Annotated in this window: 15 protein-coding genes; 7 read left to right on the plus strand and 8 right to left on the minus strand. The window is 43.2% G+C overall.

Annotated features, from left to right (window positions below; translation table 11 throughout):
* Positions 1-28 precede the first annotated feature (28 nt).
* The 4 genes from DOM22_RS18730 (at position 29) to DOM22_RS18745 (ending at position 3,643) form a co-directional block, all read left to right on the plus strand.
* Positions 29-1,009 carry a serine/threonine protein kinase gene (locus DOM22_RS18730; protein WP_142701837.1) on the plus strand — a complete coding sequence of 327 codons (981 nt, stop codon included), beginning with the start codon at positions 29-31 and terminating at the stop codon, positions 1,007-1,009.
* Positions 1,010-1,380: 371 nt separating this feature from the next.
* Positions 1,381-1,680, plus strand: coding sequence for a hypothetical protein (locus DOM22_RS18735; RefSeq protein WP_142701838.1), 300 nt, complete (start codon positions 1,381-1,383; stop codon positions 1,678-1,680).
* Between the two features lie 97 nt (positions 1,681-1,777).
* Positions 1,778-2,263: a hypothetical protein gene (locus tag DOM22_RS18740; protein WP_142701839.1), complete on the plus strand. Its 486-nt coding sequence runs from the start codon at positions 1,778-1,780 to the stop codon at positions 2,261-2,263.
* A 150-nt stretch (positions 2,264-2,413) separates the two neighbouring features.
* Positions 2,414-3,643 carry an isocitrate dehydrogenase (NADP(+)) gene (locus DOM22_RS18745; RefSeq protein WP_142701840.1) on the plus strand — a complete coding sequence of 410 codons (1,230 nt, stop codon included), beginning with the start codon at positions 2,414-2,416 and terminating at the stop codon, positions 3,641-3,643.
* Between the two features lie 114 nt (positions 3,644-3,757).
* On the opposite strand, the gene DOM22_RS18750 is transcribed toward DOM22_RS18745, so the two are convergent.
* On the minus strand, positions 3,758-4,186 hold the full coding sequence (locus DOM22_RS18750) for a VOC family protein (RefSeq protein ID WP_142701841.1): 429 nt from the start codon (positions 4,184-4,186) through the stop codon (positions 3,758-3,760).
* An 88-nt stretch (positions 4,187-4,274) separates the two neighbouring features.
* Between DOM22_RS18750 and DOM22_RS18755 the strand changes: the two genes are divergently transcribed.
* The gene (locus DOM22_RS18755) at positions 4,275-5,153 is read left to right on the plus strand and encodes a hypothetical protein (RefSeq protein ID WP_142701842.1); all 879 of its coding nucleotides are present in this window, start codon (positions 4,275-4,277) and stop codon (positions 5,151-5,153) included.
* A 15-nt stretch (positions 5,154-5,168) separates the two neighbouring features.
* On the opposite strand, the gene DOM22_RS18760 is transcribed toward DOM22_RS18755, so the two are convergent.
* Genes DOM22_RS18760 through DOM22_RS18780 form a run of 5 tightly spaced genes read right to left on the minus strand, consistent with a single transcriptional unit; the run spans position 5,169 to position 10,518 of the window.
* A complete protein-coding gene (locus DOM22_RS18760; RefSeq protein WP_142701843.1) occupies positions 5,169-6,098 on the minus strand; it encodes an NAD(P)-dependent oxidoreductase in 930 nt (309 codons plus the stop codon).
* Positions 6,095-7,021 (minus strand): transketolase family protein, encoded by a 927-nt coding sequence (locus tag DOM22_RS18765; RefSeq protein WP_142701844.1) that lies wholly within the window; start codon positions 7,019-7,021, stop codon positions 6,095-6,097. The genes DOM22_RS18760 and DOM22_RS18765 overlap by 4 nt, the downstream gene beginning before the upstream one ends.
* Positions 7,021-7,851, minus strand: a complete 831-nt coding sequence (locus DOM22_RS18770; RefSeq protein ID WP_142701845.1) for a transketolase — start codon at positions 7,849-7,851, stop codon at positions 7,021-7,023. The genes DOM22_RS18765 and DOM22_RS18770 overlap by 1 nt, the downstream gene beginning before the upstream one ends.
* Positions 7,848-9,026 carry a DegT/DnrJ/EryC1/StrS aminotransferase family protein gene (locus tag DOM22_RS18775; RefSeq protein ID WP_142701846.1) on the minus strand — a complete coding sequence of 393 codons (1,179 nt, stop codon included), beginning with the start codon at positions 9,024-9,026 and terminating at the stop codon, positions 7,848-7,850. The genes DOM22_RS18770 and DOM22_RS18775 overlap by 4 nt, the downstream gene beginning before the upstream one ends.
* On the minus strand, positions 9,019-10,518 hold the full coding sequence (locus DOM22_RS18780; RefSeq protein ID WP_142701847.1) for a B12-binding domain-containing radical SAM protein: 1,500 nt from the start codon (positions 10,516-10,518) through the stop codon (positions 9,019-9,021). The genes DOM22_RS18775 and DOM22_RS18780 overlap by 8 nt, the downstream gene beginning before the upstream one ends.
* Positions 10,519-10,571: 53 nt before the next feature.
* Between DOM22_RS18780 and DOM22_RS18785 the strand changes: the two genes are divergently transcribed.
* A complete protein-coding gene (locus tag DOM22_RS18785; RefSeq protein ID WP_142701848.1) occupies positions 10,572-12,080 on the plus strand; it encodes a hypothetical protein in 1,509 nt (502 codons plus the stop codon).
* Here DOM22_RS18785 and DOM22_RS18790 read toward each other — a convergent pair.
* The gene (locus DOM22_RS18790) at positions 12,074-13,006 is read right to left on the minus strand and encodes a glycosyltransferase (RefSeq protein WP_142701849.1); all 933 of its coding nucleotides are present in this window, start codon (positions 13,004-13,006) and stop codon (positions 12,074-12,076) included. The two genes, DOM22_RS18785 and DOM22_RS18790, sit on opposite strands and share 7 nt — an antisense overlap.
* 46 nt (positions 13,007-13,052) lie before the next feature.
* Here DOM22_RS18790 and DOM22_RS18795 point away from each other — a divergent pair, with 46 nt between their 5' ends.
* A complete protein-coding gene (locus DOM22_RS18795; RefSeq protein WP_142701850.1) occupies positions 13,053-14,516 on the plus strand; it encodes a hypothetical protein in 1,464 nt (487 codons plus the stop codon).
* On the opposite strand, the gene DOM22_RS18800 is transcribed toward DOM22_RS18795, so the two are convergent.
* Complete coding sequence (locus tag DOM22_RS18800) at positions 14,511-14,867, minus strand: hypothetical protein (protein WP_142701851.1); 357 nt, start codon at positions 14,865-14,867, stop codon at positions 14,511-14,513. The two genes, DOM22_RS18795 and DOM22_RS18800, sit on opposite strands and share 6 nt — an antisense overlap.
* Positions 14,868-14,890 lie beyond the last annotated feature (23 nt).

Raw genomic sequence — 14,890 nt, forward strand, 5'->3', positions numbered from 1 at the left:
AGCCAAGAAAAGTGGCAATCTAAATCCCATGGATAATAACTCTTCGTTTTATAATTTGGATCCCGATAAAGTTCTGCAGGCTGCAGAGAACGCCGGATTTTATCCGACTGGCGAATTTGCGCAGCTGAACTCCTATGAAAACCGCGTGTTTGATATCAAACTCGAGGAACCGGTCGAGCCCAACTCACAAAGCAAGAATGTTATTGCCAAGTTCTATCGCCCGAATCGCTGGAGTAAAGAAGCGATCTTGGAAGAGCACGAATTTTTGTTGTCGCTAAGAAATGAAGGCATCCCTGCTGTCGCTCCACTTTTTCAAGGACATGATTCCACGGTTTCTGAAGTGGATGGAATGTATGTTGCATTTTTTCCGAAAGTTCTAGGTCGCATGCCACAAGAATTTTTGGGAGATGATTATCGCAAAGTCGGAAGACTGATGGCGCAGGTTCATAATGTAGGCGCACGCAAGAAAGCTCCACATCGCCCTGTCCTGGATACAAGTTACTATGGTGGTTGGGAAACATTGGACAACTTGCAAGACTGGGTCACACCAGAACTGCGCGGTCGCTACAATGCCGCGGCTGAAGACATTTTGTATGCGATCGATGATAACTTTGATCCGTCTGAATTCATTCGCATCCATGGCGACTGTCACAAAGGAAATTTACTTAACAACGGAACACAATTTTTCCTGGTCGACTTTGATGATTTCGTAAACGGACCTGTGGTTCAGGATTTCTGGATGTTGCTATCTGGAGATCAGGAAACATTCGGCGAAGAAAAAGATTTAATTATTTCCGGCTATGAAGAACTGCGTGAGTTTCCGGATCATCAGTGGTCATGGATTCCCATGCTGCGTGGACTGCGCATTATTTCTTATGCAGGATGGATTGCGAAACGCTGGATAGATCCAAGTTTCCCAAGAATTTTTCCGGAATTTAATACTTACAGATATTGGGCAGAAGAAGTGGAAGCGCTGGAGAAAATCGCGTGGTCCATCAATCCATCTTAAGTGTGAGTTCCAACATGGAACTAGTTTTCCCTCTGAAAATCAGAATTATTTCATAAATATTAGTTTACTTTGCATCGGCCTCTTGAGATATTAGAGTCACTCTATTGAAAGGAGGCCATCATGCAACTGATGATTAATTCAAAAAATATTCATTCCCATTCTGGGATTACGACCGAGATGGCTTCCGATTGCTTCATCTTTTAAGGTAACTATCTCGATTCTCATTCTCACTAAATTTTAAAAATCTTGCGTGCGCTGACTTAGTCATCGTTCTGCAAACTTATATTTTTTCACAACAAACTCTCGTCAGAGCTTTGGTCCGCGGCCTTTGGATCTGCGCTTTGGCGAGCATTATCCACACAGGAGGAATTATGAACGCGTTATTGCGTAAACAAGCGGTATGGAAATACCGGAACCAGCGAGTCTTATTGAGGCTCGTGGATTCTTCTGCGGATGTGTATGTTGAAAGCGTAGTAAAGGCCGGTCATGTAATGAGCTTCCTCCTGTATTTGGTGTATCGAACACCTGGATTTATGCTCGCCATTTTCGAATGGATTTTACAGGGACCGGAACTAAAACGACGCGTTCAACCTTATGCTCAAGCAGAAGTTGTTCAACCGAATCTTCAAGCACTTGAAGCACGGTTAAAATATCAAATCTATATCCGATAATTTTACAGGAGGGTTTATTGCCCTCCTTTTTTATTGACGGACTATCCTTGGGTCGGGAAAGCTTTTAAGGAAAGCAAATTTGACCAAGGATGGATTTATGAAATTACTGATTTCTGTATTGTTACTAGGTTTGATGGTTACAGCTTGTAAGCCAGTTGAAGATCTTGATGCTGATAAAACTCCAGACAAAATCATCAACGAAACGGATTACAGCAAATGCGGTGACAGCACAGGTGCTAAAAACATTATCGGCAACTGGTACTACCAACAAGGAATCGGTAACACTAAGTTCGTAAAATCTTATTCGATCTCTCGCGAATATATCCGCATCACTAACACTTGCACATTCGATGGCGTTCCGGTGAATGCATCTGCAACTTCAAGAATTGTTTTGAGTATGAACTCCATCAGCATGTTGGATAGCGCACTGAACGAAAATGTTTTGCAACGCGAGGGTTACAAACTGACTTGCCAAGCTCGCGTTGAGCCGGTGGATTTCCATTTCAGCTTTAAAGGAAACTGCCTGGTTATGACGTCAGTTGACGGCAAAAGCTCTCTGGCCTTGCTTCCTGCAGCAAATTAGTTTTCATCACAGAGCCCCTGAAGAGATTCCGGGGCTTTTTTGCGTCCAAATCCCCACCTGCCGCGAAGCATAACGCACTCTATCCTTTGTCATGAGGTCCGCCCCTGATCTATATTCCTAGGGCTTATTAACCTTCCACAAGGACAACTCATGAAAAAAATCAAAGTTGCAAATCCCGTTGTTGAACTCGACGGCGATGAAATGACTCGTATCATCTGGAAATTCATCAAAGAAAAATTGATCCTTCCTTACCTAGACATCGACATCAAGTATTTCGATTTGGGCATGGAACATCGTGATGCTACTAACGACCAAGTAACTGTTGATTCTGCTGAAGCGATCAAAAAGTACAACGTTGGTATCAAATGCGCGACGATCACTCCAGACGAAGCGCGCGTTAAAGAATTCAACTTGAAACAAATGTGGAAATCACCAAACGGCACTATCCGTAACATCTTGGACGGTACTGTTTTCCGTGAACCAATCATCTGCAAAAACGTTCCTCGTTTGGTTCCTAACTGGACAGCACCAATCTGTATCGGCCGTCACGCATTCGGTGACCAATACCGCGCAACAGATTTCGTGACTAAAGGTAAAGGTAAATTGACTGTGACTTTCCAACCTGAAAACGGTGGCGAAACTATCACTCACGAAGTTTACAACTTTAAAGGCGATGGCGTTGCATTGACTATGTACAACACTGATGAGTCTATCAAAGGTTTTGCACACTCTTGCTTCAACCAAGCTTTGTCTAAAAAATGGCCTTTGTACCTTTCAACGAAAAATACAATCTTGAAAAAGTACGATGGTCGTTTCAAAGACATCTTTGAAGAAATCTACCAAAAAGAATTCAAAGCTAAATTTGAAGCTGCTGGCATCACTTACGAACACCGTTTGATCGATGATATGGTTGCTTCTGCATTGAAATGGAATGGTAACTTCGTATGGGCTTGTAAGAACTACGATGGCGACGTTCAATCAGATACAGTTGCACAAGGTTTCGGTTCTTTGGGCTTGATGACTTCAGTTCTTGTAACTCCAGATGGTAAAACAATGGAAGCAGAAGCTGCGCACGGAACAGTGACTCGTCACTACCGTCAACATCAACAAGGTAAACCAACGTCAACAAATCCAATCGCTTCTATCTTTGCTTGGACTCGTGGTCTTGAGCACCGTGGTAACTTGGATTCAAATCCTGAACTAGTTAAGTTCGCTCAAACTTTGGAAAAAGTTTGCGTAGAAACTGTTGAAGCTGGTTTCATGACTAAAGACCTTGCGGTTTGCATCTACGGCGATAAAGTTCCTGCTGATAAATACATGAACACTGAGCCGTTCTTGAACAAACTTGATGAGAACTTGAAAAAAGCTCTTTCAATGTAGTTCGAATTTTATAATTTAAAATTCAAAAAGCCCTGGGGAAACCCGGGGCTTTTTTTTGGGTAACAGTTCCCTTTTCGGAATGCGGCGCATACAGAAACAGGACCTGGCGTCTTTTTAGAAAGTGATCTTGATGGCTTCGCTCGATTTTTTTGCTGGGCCGTGGAAAACGGCCTCGATGTTGTTGCCGTCAGGATCAATCACGAAGGCGCCATAATAGCCTGGATGGTAGGGGCGCTCGCCTGGCTTGCCGTTGTCTTTTCCGCCTGACTTCATCGCCACCTCATGGAACTTATCGACCATAGCACGATCCTTAGCTTGAAACGCCAAATGAACACGGCCTGTGAGTGCACCATTCGCCGCTTTGCTTTCCTTGGATGAAATAAATAGCTCGTCTACCCAAAAAAAGTCCGGTCCCTGTCCACCAATCGGGATTTGTAAGGTTTCAAAGATCGGCAAATAGAATTTTTTTGAGGATTCAAGATCTTTCACCACCAACTGAATGTGATCAATCAAACGTCCGCGATATAATTCATTTGTTTCCACAATGACTCCCTCGTGCTGTACCTATTTTTTGTTTTACGCTCTTTACAAAATAGGACACAGTATTTTATTCGAACTCAAGGTAAAACGTATGAATTTAATCAAAGTCTTAATACTTATAAGCATTTTAACACTTGGTCATAGCAGCTTTGCCGTTATGCGATTCGTTTATCATGCTCCTGAGTCTGATCATGATTTTCGCTATAAATATCATTGGGAAATTTTGAAATCTGCGTTGGATCTGACAGAGAAAAAATTCGGACCCTATTCATTAACTCCTTCGGAAATACTCAGCGAAGATCAGCAACTAGCGGAAATGAAAAAAAAGAGTGCTAAATTAACCGTCATGATTCGAGAGACTAATAAGGTCTTTGAAACTGAACTGAACGCGGTAAAAATTCCTATCGATCGTAACCTGATTGGTTACCGTGTGTTGTTAATTGACAAGAAAAACCAAGCTCAACTATCGAAGGTGGATTCTTTAGAGAAACTTATTACCTTCAACGTGGGTCAAGGCGCAGGTTGGGGTGATATTTCAATTCTGAAGAACTCTGGCTTCAACGTTATCACCAAAGCGAAATACGACGACTTATTTAAATCTTTGATCGCTGGCGAATTTCAAATATTCCCCCGGGGAGTTGTTGAGGTTCTGGAAGAATATCGCCACTTCAAAAAACTGTATTCAAACTTAGCGATAGATGATCATGTTTTGCTTTACTATCCGCTGCCGACTTATTTCTGGTTTCAAGATTCATCGGATGGACGATTGATGGCCCGTCGAGTGGAAGAAGGTTTAAGATTCATGATCAAGAGCGGTTCTTATCGCAAAATATTTGATAAGCACTATGCAAAAGTAATCCGCGAATTAGACTTAAATAAAAGAGTCCTTATAAAAATCCCAAACCCGTATTTGCCCTCTTCCGTTCCATTCGATCGCAAAGAGCTGTGGTTCGATCCTAGAGATATATGATGCAATGGCCACTGATTATTGATTTGAATCTTCAGAAGTTCGGCCAAGGACAAAGATATCCTTAAGCTCTTTTAAACCATCGTGCAGCGTGTATTTACAGTTAAAGCCCGTTGCTTCGATTTTGCCGTTAGAAATCACGTAGTCCCTTTTATCGGGATCTTTCATGTCGTGATTCGCTGTGATCTTTAAATCGGGAATAATCTTTTTAATTTCTTGGCAGAGTTCAAGCTTAGTCATATTTGCGGCGGTCAAACCAACGTTAAATATTTCGCCTCTCAGGTGATTCCAGTTTTCCAGAGCGTGCACGTAAACGCGGGCGGCATCTGCGACGTGCAGGAAGTTTCGGCGAAAGTGGCCTTCAAACAGATGAATTTCTTTATCCGTTTGCGCCTTCCACATAAAATCATTCACCAGAAGATCATAGCGCATGCGATAGCTTGCTCCGAACAGAGTCGCGAAACGAAAGGAAACCGAATTGCCGTGATCAAGGACCGCTTTTTCCGTTTCCACTTTTAATCTCGCATAATGGGATAAGGGCTTTAAGGGGCTATTCTCGTCACAATGAGCCTCGCCTCCCACGCCGTAACCACTGTTGGTCATTGGGAAAAGAACTGCTTGGTTTTTAGAGAGGAGTTTCAATGCATCAGCAATGGCCTGATGGTTGATAGCGGTCGCAAGGTCTGTGAACTTCTCGCAAACCGGGGCACCCGTTAAACATGCAAGTGGAATAAAGGCATCGGCTTGCTTCAGCCATTCAAGATAGGCTGAATGATTTCTGACGTCTGTCTTCTTTAGCTGAAACTTTCTGTTTTTTAGGTGGCCTTGAAAAACTTTCTGGTTATAGCGGAAATCATCCAGCGCAAAGACTTCGTGGCCTGAAGCCAAAAGTAGATCAACGAGTTGCGTTCCTTTATAACCTGCGGCCCCTGTAACTAGGATCTTCATGCCATCACTTCTTCAAAGAATTCAGCAATATTAAGACCGAGGTCGGCTCTTAAAACTTCTCGGCCGCCGTACTTATAGGTGTAACCACCTTCCATACTTAAGGCCATGCGTTTTACTGCGCATTTCAAATTCCAATCGACCACTGTCTCGGCAATCAAAGTTCCCAAGCCGCCGTTTTTGAAATGCTCTTCAAGGCAGATAACATGGGAGAATGGTTGCAGCTCTTTACGAAGGCTTTCGTGAACTTTATCAAGTCTTGCGACCTCGATGATATTAAGTTCCTTATTCGATTTCATGATTTCAGGAACTTTCGCCACCAGATTTCCCGTCACCAGCAACGCTTTTAAAGATCTGGTTTTTCTGATGTACCTAAAGCCTGTTGAGAAATTCATCTCGGACTCACCTGGGACATGTGGAAGTACCTCACGGTCCAGACGAATATAGCGTGGAGTTTTTGGGTGCTCTAGAACGTATTTGGCTGCAGCTTCAGCATTCACCGAGCTTGAGATATTTAAGATTTCGATATTTGGGAACGCGCGCATCACAGCGACATCTTCAATTCCGTGATGAGTGGGCCCTGAGTCTGCGTAACTGAATCCTCCACCCACGCCAATGATTTGCACGGGAAGTTTCATGATCGACATTTGCACGCGAATTTTTTCAAGGCAGTTCACTGTGATGAAAGAAGCGATAGCAAAAGTAAATGCTTTCTTTCCTTCCAAAGCCAAACCAGAAGCTACAAGAATGGCATTTTGCTCTGAAATACCGGCGTTATAAAACTGGCCCGGTAAATTGCGACGGATCAGATCCAGAGCCGGAGCTCCCATGTCCGCGGAAATCAAAACAACATCGCGATCAATTTTACCGCGCTCGTAAAGTTCAGAAAGAAAAGCATCACGTTGTGACATTTCTGATTGCGCCATTAGATGATTCCTTTCGCTAGATCTTTGCGGGCTTGGTCGATTCCCTTGGCCCCTTGCGGAGGAACTCCGTGCAGGACTGGAATATGGGACATCGATTGAATGCCGGCACCCTTAGTGGTTTCGGCAATAATGACTGTAGGCTGACGGTACTTGCGACTGCGTAGGTTTTGCATGCTGTTGATCAGTTCTTCCGTGCTATGACCATTTACTGTGACAACGTTAAAACCGAAAGATTCAAATTTTTTGTCGAGTGGCTCAAGGGCTACCATGTTTTCCGTGAAGTCAGTCGTCGCCATAAAGTTACGATCCACGATCACGACCAGGTTATTAAGCTGATTGTGGGCAGCAAACATAGCGGATTCCCAGATGGAACCCTCATACAGTTCACCGTCCCCTAACAGACAATAAACCAAATGCAATTCACGGTTCATTTTTGCAGCTAACGCCACGCCTGCCGCGACACCCAAACCATGCCCCAAAGCTCCCGTTGTAAGTTCAACACCAGGAACACTGTTTTGTAAGTGCACGCCGAAATTTCCGTTTTTCTGTGCGAAACCTTGCAACCAGTCTTTCGGGAAGAATCCTTTACTGGAAAGGACACTGTAAATCAAAGGGCTGCATTGTCCCTTACTGATGATCACACGATCACGACCGGACCACTTTGGTTCCAGAGGATTTACATTTACAAGACCGCCGAAGTACAAGCTGATTAGAATTTCCACAGCTGACATCGAAGACGTCACGTGGCCCGTTCCGGCTTCGATACACATTTCCAGCACTTCTGTGCGTGTGTCGTGGGCTAGTTTTTTTAGTTCATCGTGAGTCATCATTTTGCCACCTCGTTCAGTGCCTTACAGAGCTGATCAATCCATTTAAGGGGAAGGGACGGAAAGTTCCCGATATAAAATCCGTTATGATGGATTTGTTCTGTATTCACAAATGCCGTCGGATCGATATCAATCCCGCGTGTTTTTAAAAATCCTTGGCGAAGTTGATTTCCTCCACCAGACATTCCCCGGCGGTACTCGACTCCCAAATCCATTAGAACTTTTTCCACTTTAGATTTTAAATGCACTTTCTCTGGAAGGATTTGCAGTAAAAGAGCATAGCTGGAACTGCCCTTGGTGTTGTACTGGGTAAAGTATGTCTTTTTATCCAAGGCCTTTAGGAATCTTTGCAGGCGAATACTTCTTTGCGTGTTGTTTTTATCCAGACGCTTTAATTGATTGAGGCCTAAAACTGCACCCAATTCGTTGTTGCGAAAGTTAAACCCCACCACTGGAAAATCAAATTCTTTATAGACTTGTTTTGAATTGCCTAAATGCTTTTGCAATTGAGCTGGATCAGTGGATTCACGCAATAGACCGTGTCCCCGCTTAATTCGCACCAGTTGCGCGAATTCAGGATCATTGCTGCACACCATGCCGCCTTCAATCGTTGTCATGTGATGGCCATAGTAAAAGGAAAAGTTTGAGGCAAAGCCGATGCTTCCCACTTTTTTAGAACCCATTTTAGCGCCATGGGATTCACAGGCATCTTCAATTAATGGAATATTGTGCTTTTTTAAAAGATCCTGCAGCTGAGTGCTTAAACCATTCAATCCCAGAATATGCGTAAGAAAAACGGCTTTGGTATTCTTGGTGATGGCCTTTTTAGTGGCTTCATAATCAAGAGCCAATGTCTCGGGATTGATATCAACAAAAACTGGGGTAAATCCGTTTTCGATGATGGAAACGACGTCCGAAACCCAGGTCAAAGGTGGAACGATCACCTCACCCACACCCGCGATATCTCTTAGTGCAGAAAGGGTCAGGAAATTTGCTGCCGAACCTGAGCTTACAAAAATGCTGTGCTTTACACCCAACCACTTTGACCACTCTTGTTCAAACTTCTTTACTTTCTCACCTTGAGTGAAGCGATCAGAAGTCATGATGTGCTTTACCAGAGCCGTCTTATCTGCGTCGGTGATATTGTTTTGAATCAAAGGCCAACGAAAGTTATTCATAAGAGGCCTTTGCCAAAACTTTATCCAAAGAATATTTGCGACTGAGTTTTATCTTTTTCAAATTCTCAATATATTCAAATGTCTTTGGTCCAAACTTGGATTTGATCAAATTCAAATAGGCAGGGCTATTGTGATAAATGCTCCACGCTTGATCACGGAATGTTAAAACTTCAGCGGAGCTGATGTGCTTTGTCGGTAAAGGCTTGCAATCATAGGAGTGCTGACTGTAACCCAACCAATTTTCGGGAAGCTCAACATTATTACGAACGGCTTCGCGATAAAGCTCTGATCCGGGATAGGCCATCGCAGAGTAGAAATTTGCGGTTTCCAGATTCAGCTCAACCGCCAGATCCAAACTTCTTTGCATGGTATCTAAAGTATCGTCTGGAAGACCAAAGACAAAGTTTCCATGAACGTGGATTCCGCCATCTTTAAGCATCTTGGTTTTTTCAAAGATATCGTTTTCAGTATAACGACCCTTGTTCACTCCGGTTCTCACTGTTTGATCAAAGGCTTCAATACCTAGAACAATCCAGTTAATACCGGCCTTTTTTAGTTTTTCCACGTGTTGCGGCTTCACCGTATCGATGCGACCGAATACCCAGATGTTGAAGTTATATTTTCTTTCAATTAAAAGGTCGGCGATCTTTAAGAAATGTTCTTCTTTCAAAACGAACATCTCGTCAGCGATCTTGATATTTTTTACTCCCATGGAAGCAAAGACATCAAATTGCTTGATGATGTGATCCGGCTGCCAATAACGAAATGTGCCCTGTTTTCCAAAGGGAGCACTAATGCAACAAAAGCTACAACGAAACGGACAACCCAAACTCGTATACACGGTCGCATAAGGCTGGCGATCTTCGATATGATCAAAACAATGCCAGTTCGGAGCTTTATAATTTCCCGTTGGCAGAGACTGTAAATCCACTTCGGGAAACACGACGTGTAATTGATTTTGCTCAATTAAAGACGCTGTTGGATTATGTTGAATGTGTCCGTCTTCTCGGAACCACAGGCCAGGAACTTTTTTTAAGGTGTTTGTATCTTTGAAGTTTGTTTTTAACAAAGCATCCAAAGTTTTAGGCCCTTCTCCCTCGCACACAAAATCACACGCCTCATCCTGCATTGTTCGCAGAGGTAATGCTGAGATATGGCCACCAAGCATGATAATCTTTAATTCGGGAGCAAGTTTCTTTAACTCCGTACACAGATAGCTTGCACCAAACATCGCTTGCGTCGAGGCAGAAGGATGCTGCCCATAAACAACAATACAAATCAAGCGAGGGCGGAGATATGAAACGCGATCATACGTTTGCGCGACGGTCAGATTTTCCGCCGCACAATCCACTTGGTCTGCTGAGTGCCCCATGGTTTTCATAGAGGCCGTAAGCATCCCCATCCACACTGGCATTTCCAGTGTAGCGACACCGCCACTCAGGTTTTGATAGACGTGTTCAGATATGGGTGGATTCAAAAATAATATATCCAAAATTACTCCAAAAATATTATTTGGATAAACAGAGGTTTGTGCAATAATTAATCATGTTATTATATTGCATTATATTCTTGCTCGTCGTGGTGTACTGGCCCGTCAGTATGTTCTGGGAACAAGACATTTTATGGGCTCGTGGAATTTCCAATTACATCGATTGGCCGGTTCACTTTGCGCAAGCCTCAAAGGTGCGTTATCAAACCATCGTTGAATGGTACACGCACAACCCCTTCGTGTATGGCGCGCGCAACAACTATCCCTTCTGGGCGGATGTTCCATCAGGATTGTTGTTAAGACTGGGGCTTCCCTTTAAAACTGCTTTTTTAATTCCTTCAGTCCTCTTTACGGTTCTGTTCTTTTATTGTTCTTACGGGTTTTTGAAAAAAAGAAGCTTTTCGCACAACTCCATCGCGGCTGTCCTTTTTCTTTTTCTATTCGCGAGCATGCCGACGGGAGAAGGAACGCAGCCTCAACTGTGGTTAAACACATTTAGCCCGAATCGCAGCCTTCTGATTACGTTTTCATTGCTCTTAGTTGTTTATGATATTTTTAGCGACTTTTTAACCAATCAAACTGTGCCCAACCTGAAAACACGAGTGATGACTTGGTTAAAACTTACCTTCATCACGCTGATTATGTGTATGACTCACCCCCATACACTTCTTTCAACCGCAGTTGTCGCCACCGTGTTTTCGATAGTGACCTTTAATAAAAAGCGCAAGATTCCAGTTGAAGCTGTGGCCTGGGCCATCACAAGTCTCGCAATTATTCTGACCTTTAAACATTATCTGTGGAGTGAAGCGACAACGGGATACCCGATCTTCAGACCCAATTGGACTCAGGAGCGTTTCGCCATCAGTCCGTGGATGTTTTGGCCAACTTACGGTGGTATCGTTTATTTGCTGGGACTTTACTTTGGTATCGTCAAAAAGCGCTACGTGGAACTTGCAATTATTCTGATTTTAACGGCTCTGCATTTACTGTTTCAGTGGCAGATCAACGAGTATGACAATATCAAGAACACTTTGATTATGATGTTCTTGTGCACAGTTCTTATCGTTGAATTCTTCCCGTCTAAAAAAGGGCTCGCCGTTCTGTGTATCATTTGCGTTTTGCCGTCTTTGCGAGAGTGGACGGAAATTTATCCCCTAACGAGTCGTGAAGAAATGGCTTTGGCAGACAAGCTGCAAGCTGAAACCCCTAAAAACTATGTCGCCATTATTGATAGTCGTCACAATCATCCCGTACCAATGTTCACTTCCATTCCTGTCATGGCGTGGTGGGATTTTTATTCTTGGACTTTGGGACTTCGTAATAACCGTGAAACTATTTTTAGAATGGAAATGCTCAGAAGACCTTTGGAGATGACTTTCGTAAAACCTTTGTTAGTGATCTCAAGAGACGATGGAAGTTATTCTGACTATGAAACCTCAGGAAGATTCAAAGATCTAACAGGGATCTATTTGCAGTTTGATAAATCTGCCCTAAAGGATGTTCCTGTATTTGACAAAGGTGCCGGCTACACGATCTATCGTAAATTCGGAATAGAAGGTCAGTGACCTTCTAAGTTCACCTGTTCATTCACGATATAGTGGGGGCGATTGCGAGTCGCCGTGTGCACTTGGCGGATATAAAATCCAAAAAGCCATACAATATAAAAGAGCGCCGAAAAACCAAAACTAACAATCGCAAGAAGCAAACTGTTTTGATTGAAGTTTTTTAACACTGAAAACCCACTCCACAATGCTCCCAATAAAAAGAGTGAGCCCAGGAAAAATGGCAAATGCAGAGGGAAATAAGAGAAGTGTGTCCACGCTCTGAAAAATTCCAAATAGCTGCGTGGCCCGCCCAAAGAAAAATTTGTTTCCCCGGCAAAACGAGGCTGTCTTTTGAATGGAAGATAAGCTTGTTTTAAGCCAATCCAATCTGTGTAAGCTCTAAAGTAAGGATCTACCTCCCCCGACTTTAAAATTTCATTTACTGCCCGACGGGTGAGAAGTTTAAAGTTTCCGCAATCGACTGAGTATTTAAAAGGATAGGATGCCGACAAAATTCGGTAAGAAAGCTTCAGCATGATGCGCTTGTAAAGCGTTTCACCATGGCGCTCCACCATGTGAGTATTTACGACATCTGCCTGAGTAGTCTTCCAAAGTTTTACCAGTTCCTCGAATAATTCTGGCGGATCTTGTAAATCGGAATCCATGGTGATCACTAAGTCACCTTTGGCCACTTTAAGTCCGGCAAAAAAGCATATATCGCGCCCCATTTGGCGAGTCATCTGCAATAGACGAATGCGTTTATCATTTTGAATAGCTTCTTTAATCAAGTGGGGGGAAAAATCTTTGGAATGATCATCAACGAAGATCATTTCGCCATCGATGCCGAAGTCTTGCTTAAGTTTATTTAAAGCGGCTGAACATCTTGAGATGAACTCAACAATGGTAGCACCCTCATTCAAATTAGTAAGTACGACTGATAGAAGCATGTTATCCACTTTGCCATAGGGATTTTAATCATGCTAGCTTTAATGAATGAAGAACTTTGGCTCTACGATCAAGATCATCTTTTACTATATTATTCCCTTTGTTTTTATCGCAAGCTATCTGTTCACAGCTGTGAAAGAAACTCAATATGGGCTCAATCGTGACTATGCCGAAGGGACCACTCTGGCTTTTGTAGAAAAATGGAGAACCAGCGAAAGTCCCCGTGTCCTTTATTCCTCTGAAAATTTTGAACAAGGAAGTATTACCGGATATCCGTTCGCGCACTTAGGGTTGGTGACGGCAGTCAGCCACGATGCCGGCAGCGCTTTATCTTCCGGAAGAATCATCTCAGTGGTTTCCGCTTTGTTAATGGCTTTAATCGCTTGGTTGATTCTGGCGAATTTTGAGTTGGTGAAACTTCAACACCTTCCCCTGCTAGCTACTTTGATTCTGTATCAAACCGCCATTTTTGATTGGTCTCTGCTCGCGCGGTCCGACCTGCTGGCTGCATTGTTTGAAATACTGGGCATTTTGTTTTATGTACGAAGTTTAAAAACAAATCGCGTCTTGTTAGTTCCGTCTTTGATATGTTTTCTGCTCGCATTCTTCTGCAAACAGAACTCCATTGCGGGACTTCTCGTGGTCTTTGCCTTTGAGTTCTGGCGCGCTCCCACGCGGACTTTGAAATCTGCACCAATCTATCTTTTAACCACCGCGGCTGTCTTTGGCATTGTCACATGGACGTTTGGAGTGAGTTATTGGGAACACACAGTGACTCAACTTGGTGGGCAATCCTGGTATTTTTCGCGCCTTGTGCAAATGCTTTCAAGTTATCTAGTGTCTCATCTGTATATTTTTATTCTTTCGCTCTTGGCGCTATTCCTGGTACCTATCAAAAAGCCGCTTAAGAATTTTCTGATTGCGTGGGTTGCAATCGGTTTCCTCCTGGTACTTTTAGGATTAGGTCGCTCGGGATCGAATTTTAATTACTTTATCTCCTTGAGTATTCCGATGGGAATGTTGGCGTTCTTGAGTATTCAAAATCTGCTGAATGCTGAGCTCGCTCTGAAATCAATTGCGGCGATATCGATTGTCGCCGTCTTCATGGGATCTGCTTTCTTTGAAAACCATGGATTATCCGGAAGGTTAACTTATCTTGATCACCGCGCTTGGCCGCCGACACGATCTGATGCTGAAAAGGCAATCGAGAATACGAAATCACATCTAACAGGATTTTCGGCGACAAATCTATTTTGTGATGAGCCGGGCATTTGTACCCTTGTGGGTTTTACACCTGATTTTACCTATTTTGAGAACAATATGAATACTCAATTGGGTAATCAAAAGAGCTTTGATCACTATGACACTTTATTACTGACTGAGTATCCAAGTGAAAACCTGACTTGGACAAAGTTCAAACTACCTGCGGGGTTTGTCAAAACGATTCACGAAAAGTATGAACTTCGCAGAATCTCGGATCTGGGATTTATTTTTACACGTAAAGAATTATAAGAACTGGCAGCGATTATTCTGAATTACTGCCACGCGATCTAGAATGCAATTGTACTTAAAGCCGAACCAGCCGGGATTTTGAACCCAGGAAACATCTGATATTTCCTTTTTTAGCAAGTACGCTTCTGCATTTGCATTCAAAGCTGGAACACGAATGACTACTAAGCCCGGCAAGTGATCCCAATCAGCTTTTTCCCCAACTGGTGAACACAGCTGCTGGGAGTATTGAATCTTCTGTAAGTGGCAAGCTTGATCCTGGGATACGAAATAGTAATAGCGATGGCTTGCCGCAATCACGGCGATCACAAATCCCAAAGACAAAACTAGAAAGGTCTTATTCGCTACTTTCATTCAGATTAATTCTTGCCTTCAGC

Source organism: Bdellovibrio sp. ZAP7 (assembly GCF_006874645.1).
GTDB lineage: Bacteria > Bdellovibrionota > Bdellovibrionia > Bdellovibrionales > Bdellovibrionaceae > Bdellovibrio.

What these genes read in the sequence shown, in the direction of transcription:
- DOM22_RS18730 (WP_142701837.1), top strand. Translation starts at nt 29, where the DNA reads ATGGATAATAACTCTTCGTTTTATAATTTGGATCCCGATAAAGTTCTG.
- DOM22_RS18735 (WP_142701838.1), top strand. Translation starts at nt 1,381, where the DNA reads ATGAACGCGTTATTGCGTAAACAAGCGGTATGGAAATACCGGAACCAG.
- DOM22_RS18740 (WP_142701839.1), top strand. Translation starts at nt 1,778, where the DNA reads ATGAAATTACTGATTTCTGTATTGTTACTAGGTTTGATGGTTACAGCT.
- DOM22_RS18745 (WP_142701840.1), top strand. Translation starts at nt 2,414, where the DNA reads ATGAAAAAAATCAAAGTTGCAAATCCCGTTGTTGAACTCGACGGCGAT.
- DOM22_RS18755 (WP_142701842.1), top strand. Translation starts at nt 4,275, where the DNA reads ATGAATTTAATCAAAGTCTTAATACTTATAAGCATTTTAACACTTGGT.
- DOM22_RS18760 (WP_142701843.1), bottom strand. Translation starts at nt 6,098, where the DNA reads ATGAAGATCCTAGTTACAGGGGCCGCAGGTTATAAAGGAACGCAACTC.
- DOM22_RS18765 (WP_142701844.1), bottom strand. Translation starts at nt 7,021, where the DNA reads ATGGCGCAATCAGAAATGTCACAACGTGATGCTTTTCTTTCTGAACTT.
- DOM22_RS18770 (WP_142701845.1), bottom strand. Translation starts at nt 7,851, where the DNA reads ATGATGACTCACGATGAACTAAAAAAACTAGCCCACGACACACGCACA.
- DOM22_RS18775 (WP_142701846.1), bottom strand. Translation starts at nt 9,026, where the DNA reads ATGAATAACTTTCGTTGGCCTTTGATTCAAAACAATATCACCGACGCA.
- DOM22_RS18785 (WP_142701848.1), top strand. Translation starts at nt 10,572, where the DNA reads ATGTTATTATATTGCATTATATTCTTGCTCGTCGTGGTGTACTGGCCC.
- DOM22_RS18790 (WP_142701849.1), bottom strand. Translation starts at nt 13,006, where the DNA reads ATGCTTCTATCAGTCGTACTTACTAATTTGAATGAGGGTGCTACCATT.
- DOM22_RS18795 (WP_142701850.1), top strand. Translation starts at nt 13,053, where the DNA reads ATGAAGAACTTTGGCTCTACGATCAAGATCATCTTTTACTATATTATT.
- DOM22_RS18800 (WP_142701851.1), bottom strand. Translation starts at nt 14,867, where the DNA reads ATGAAAGTAGCGAATAAGACCTTTCTAGTTTTGTCTTTGGGATTTGTG.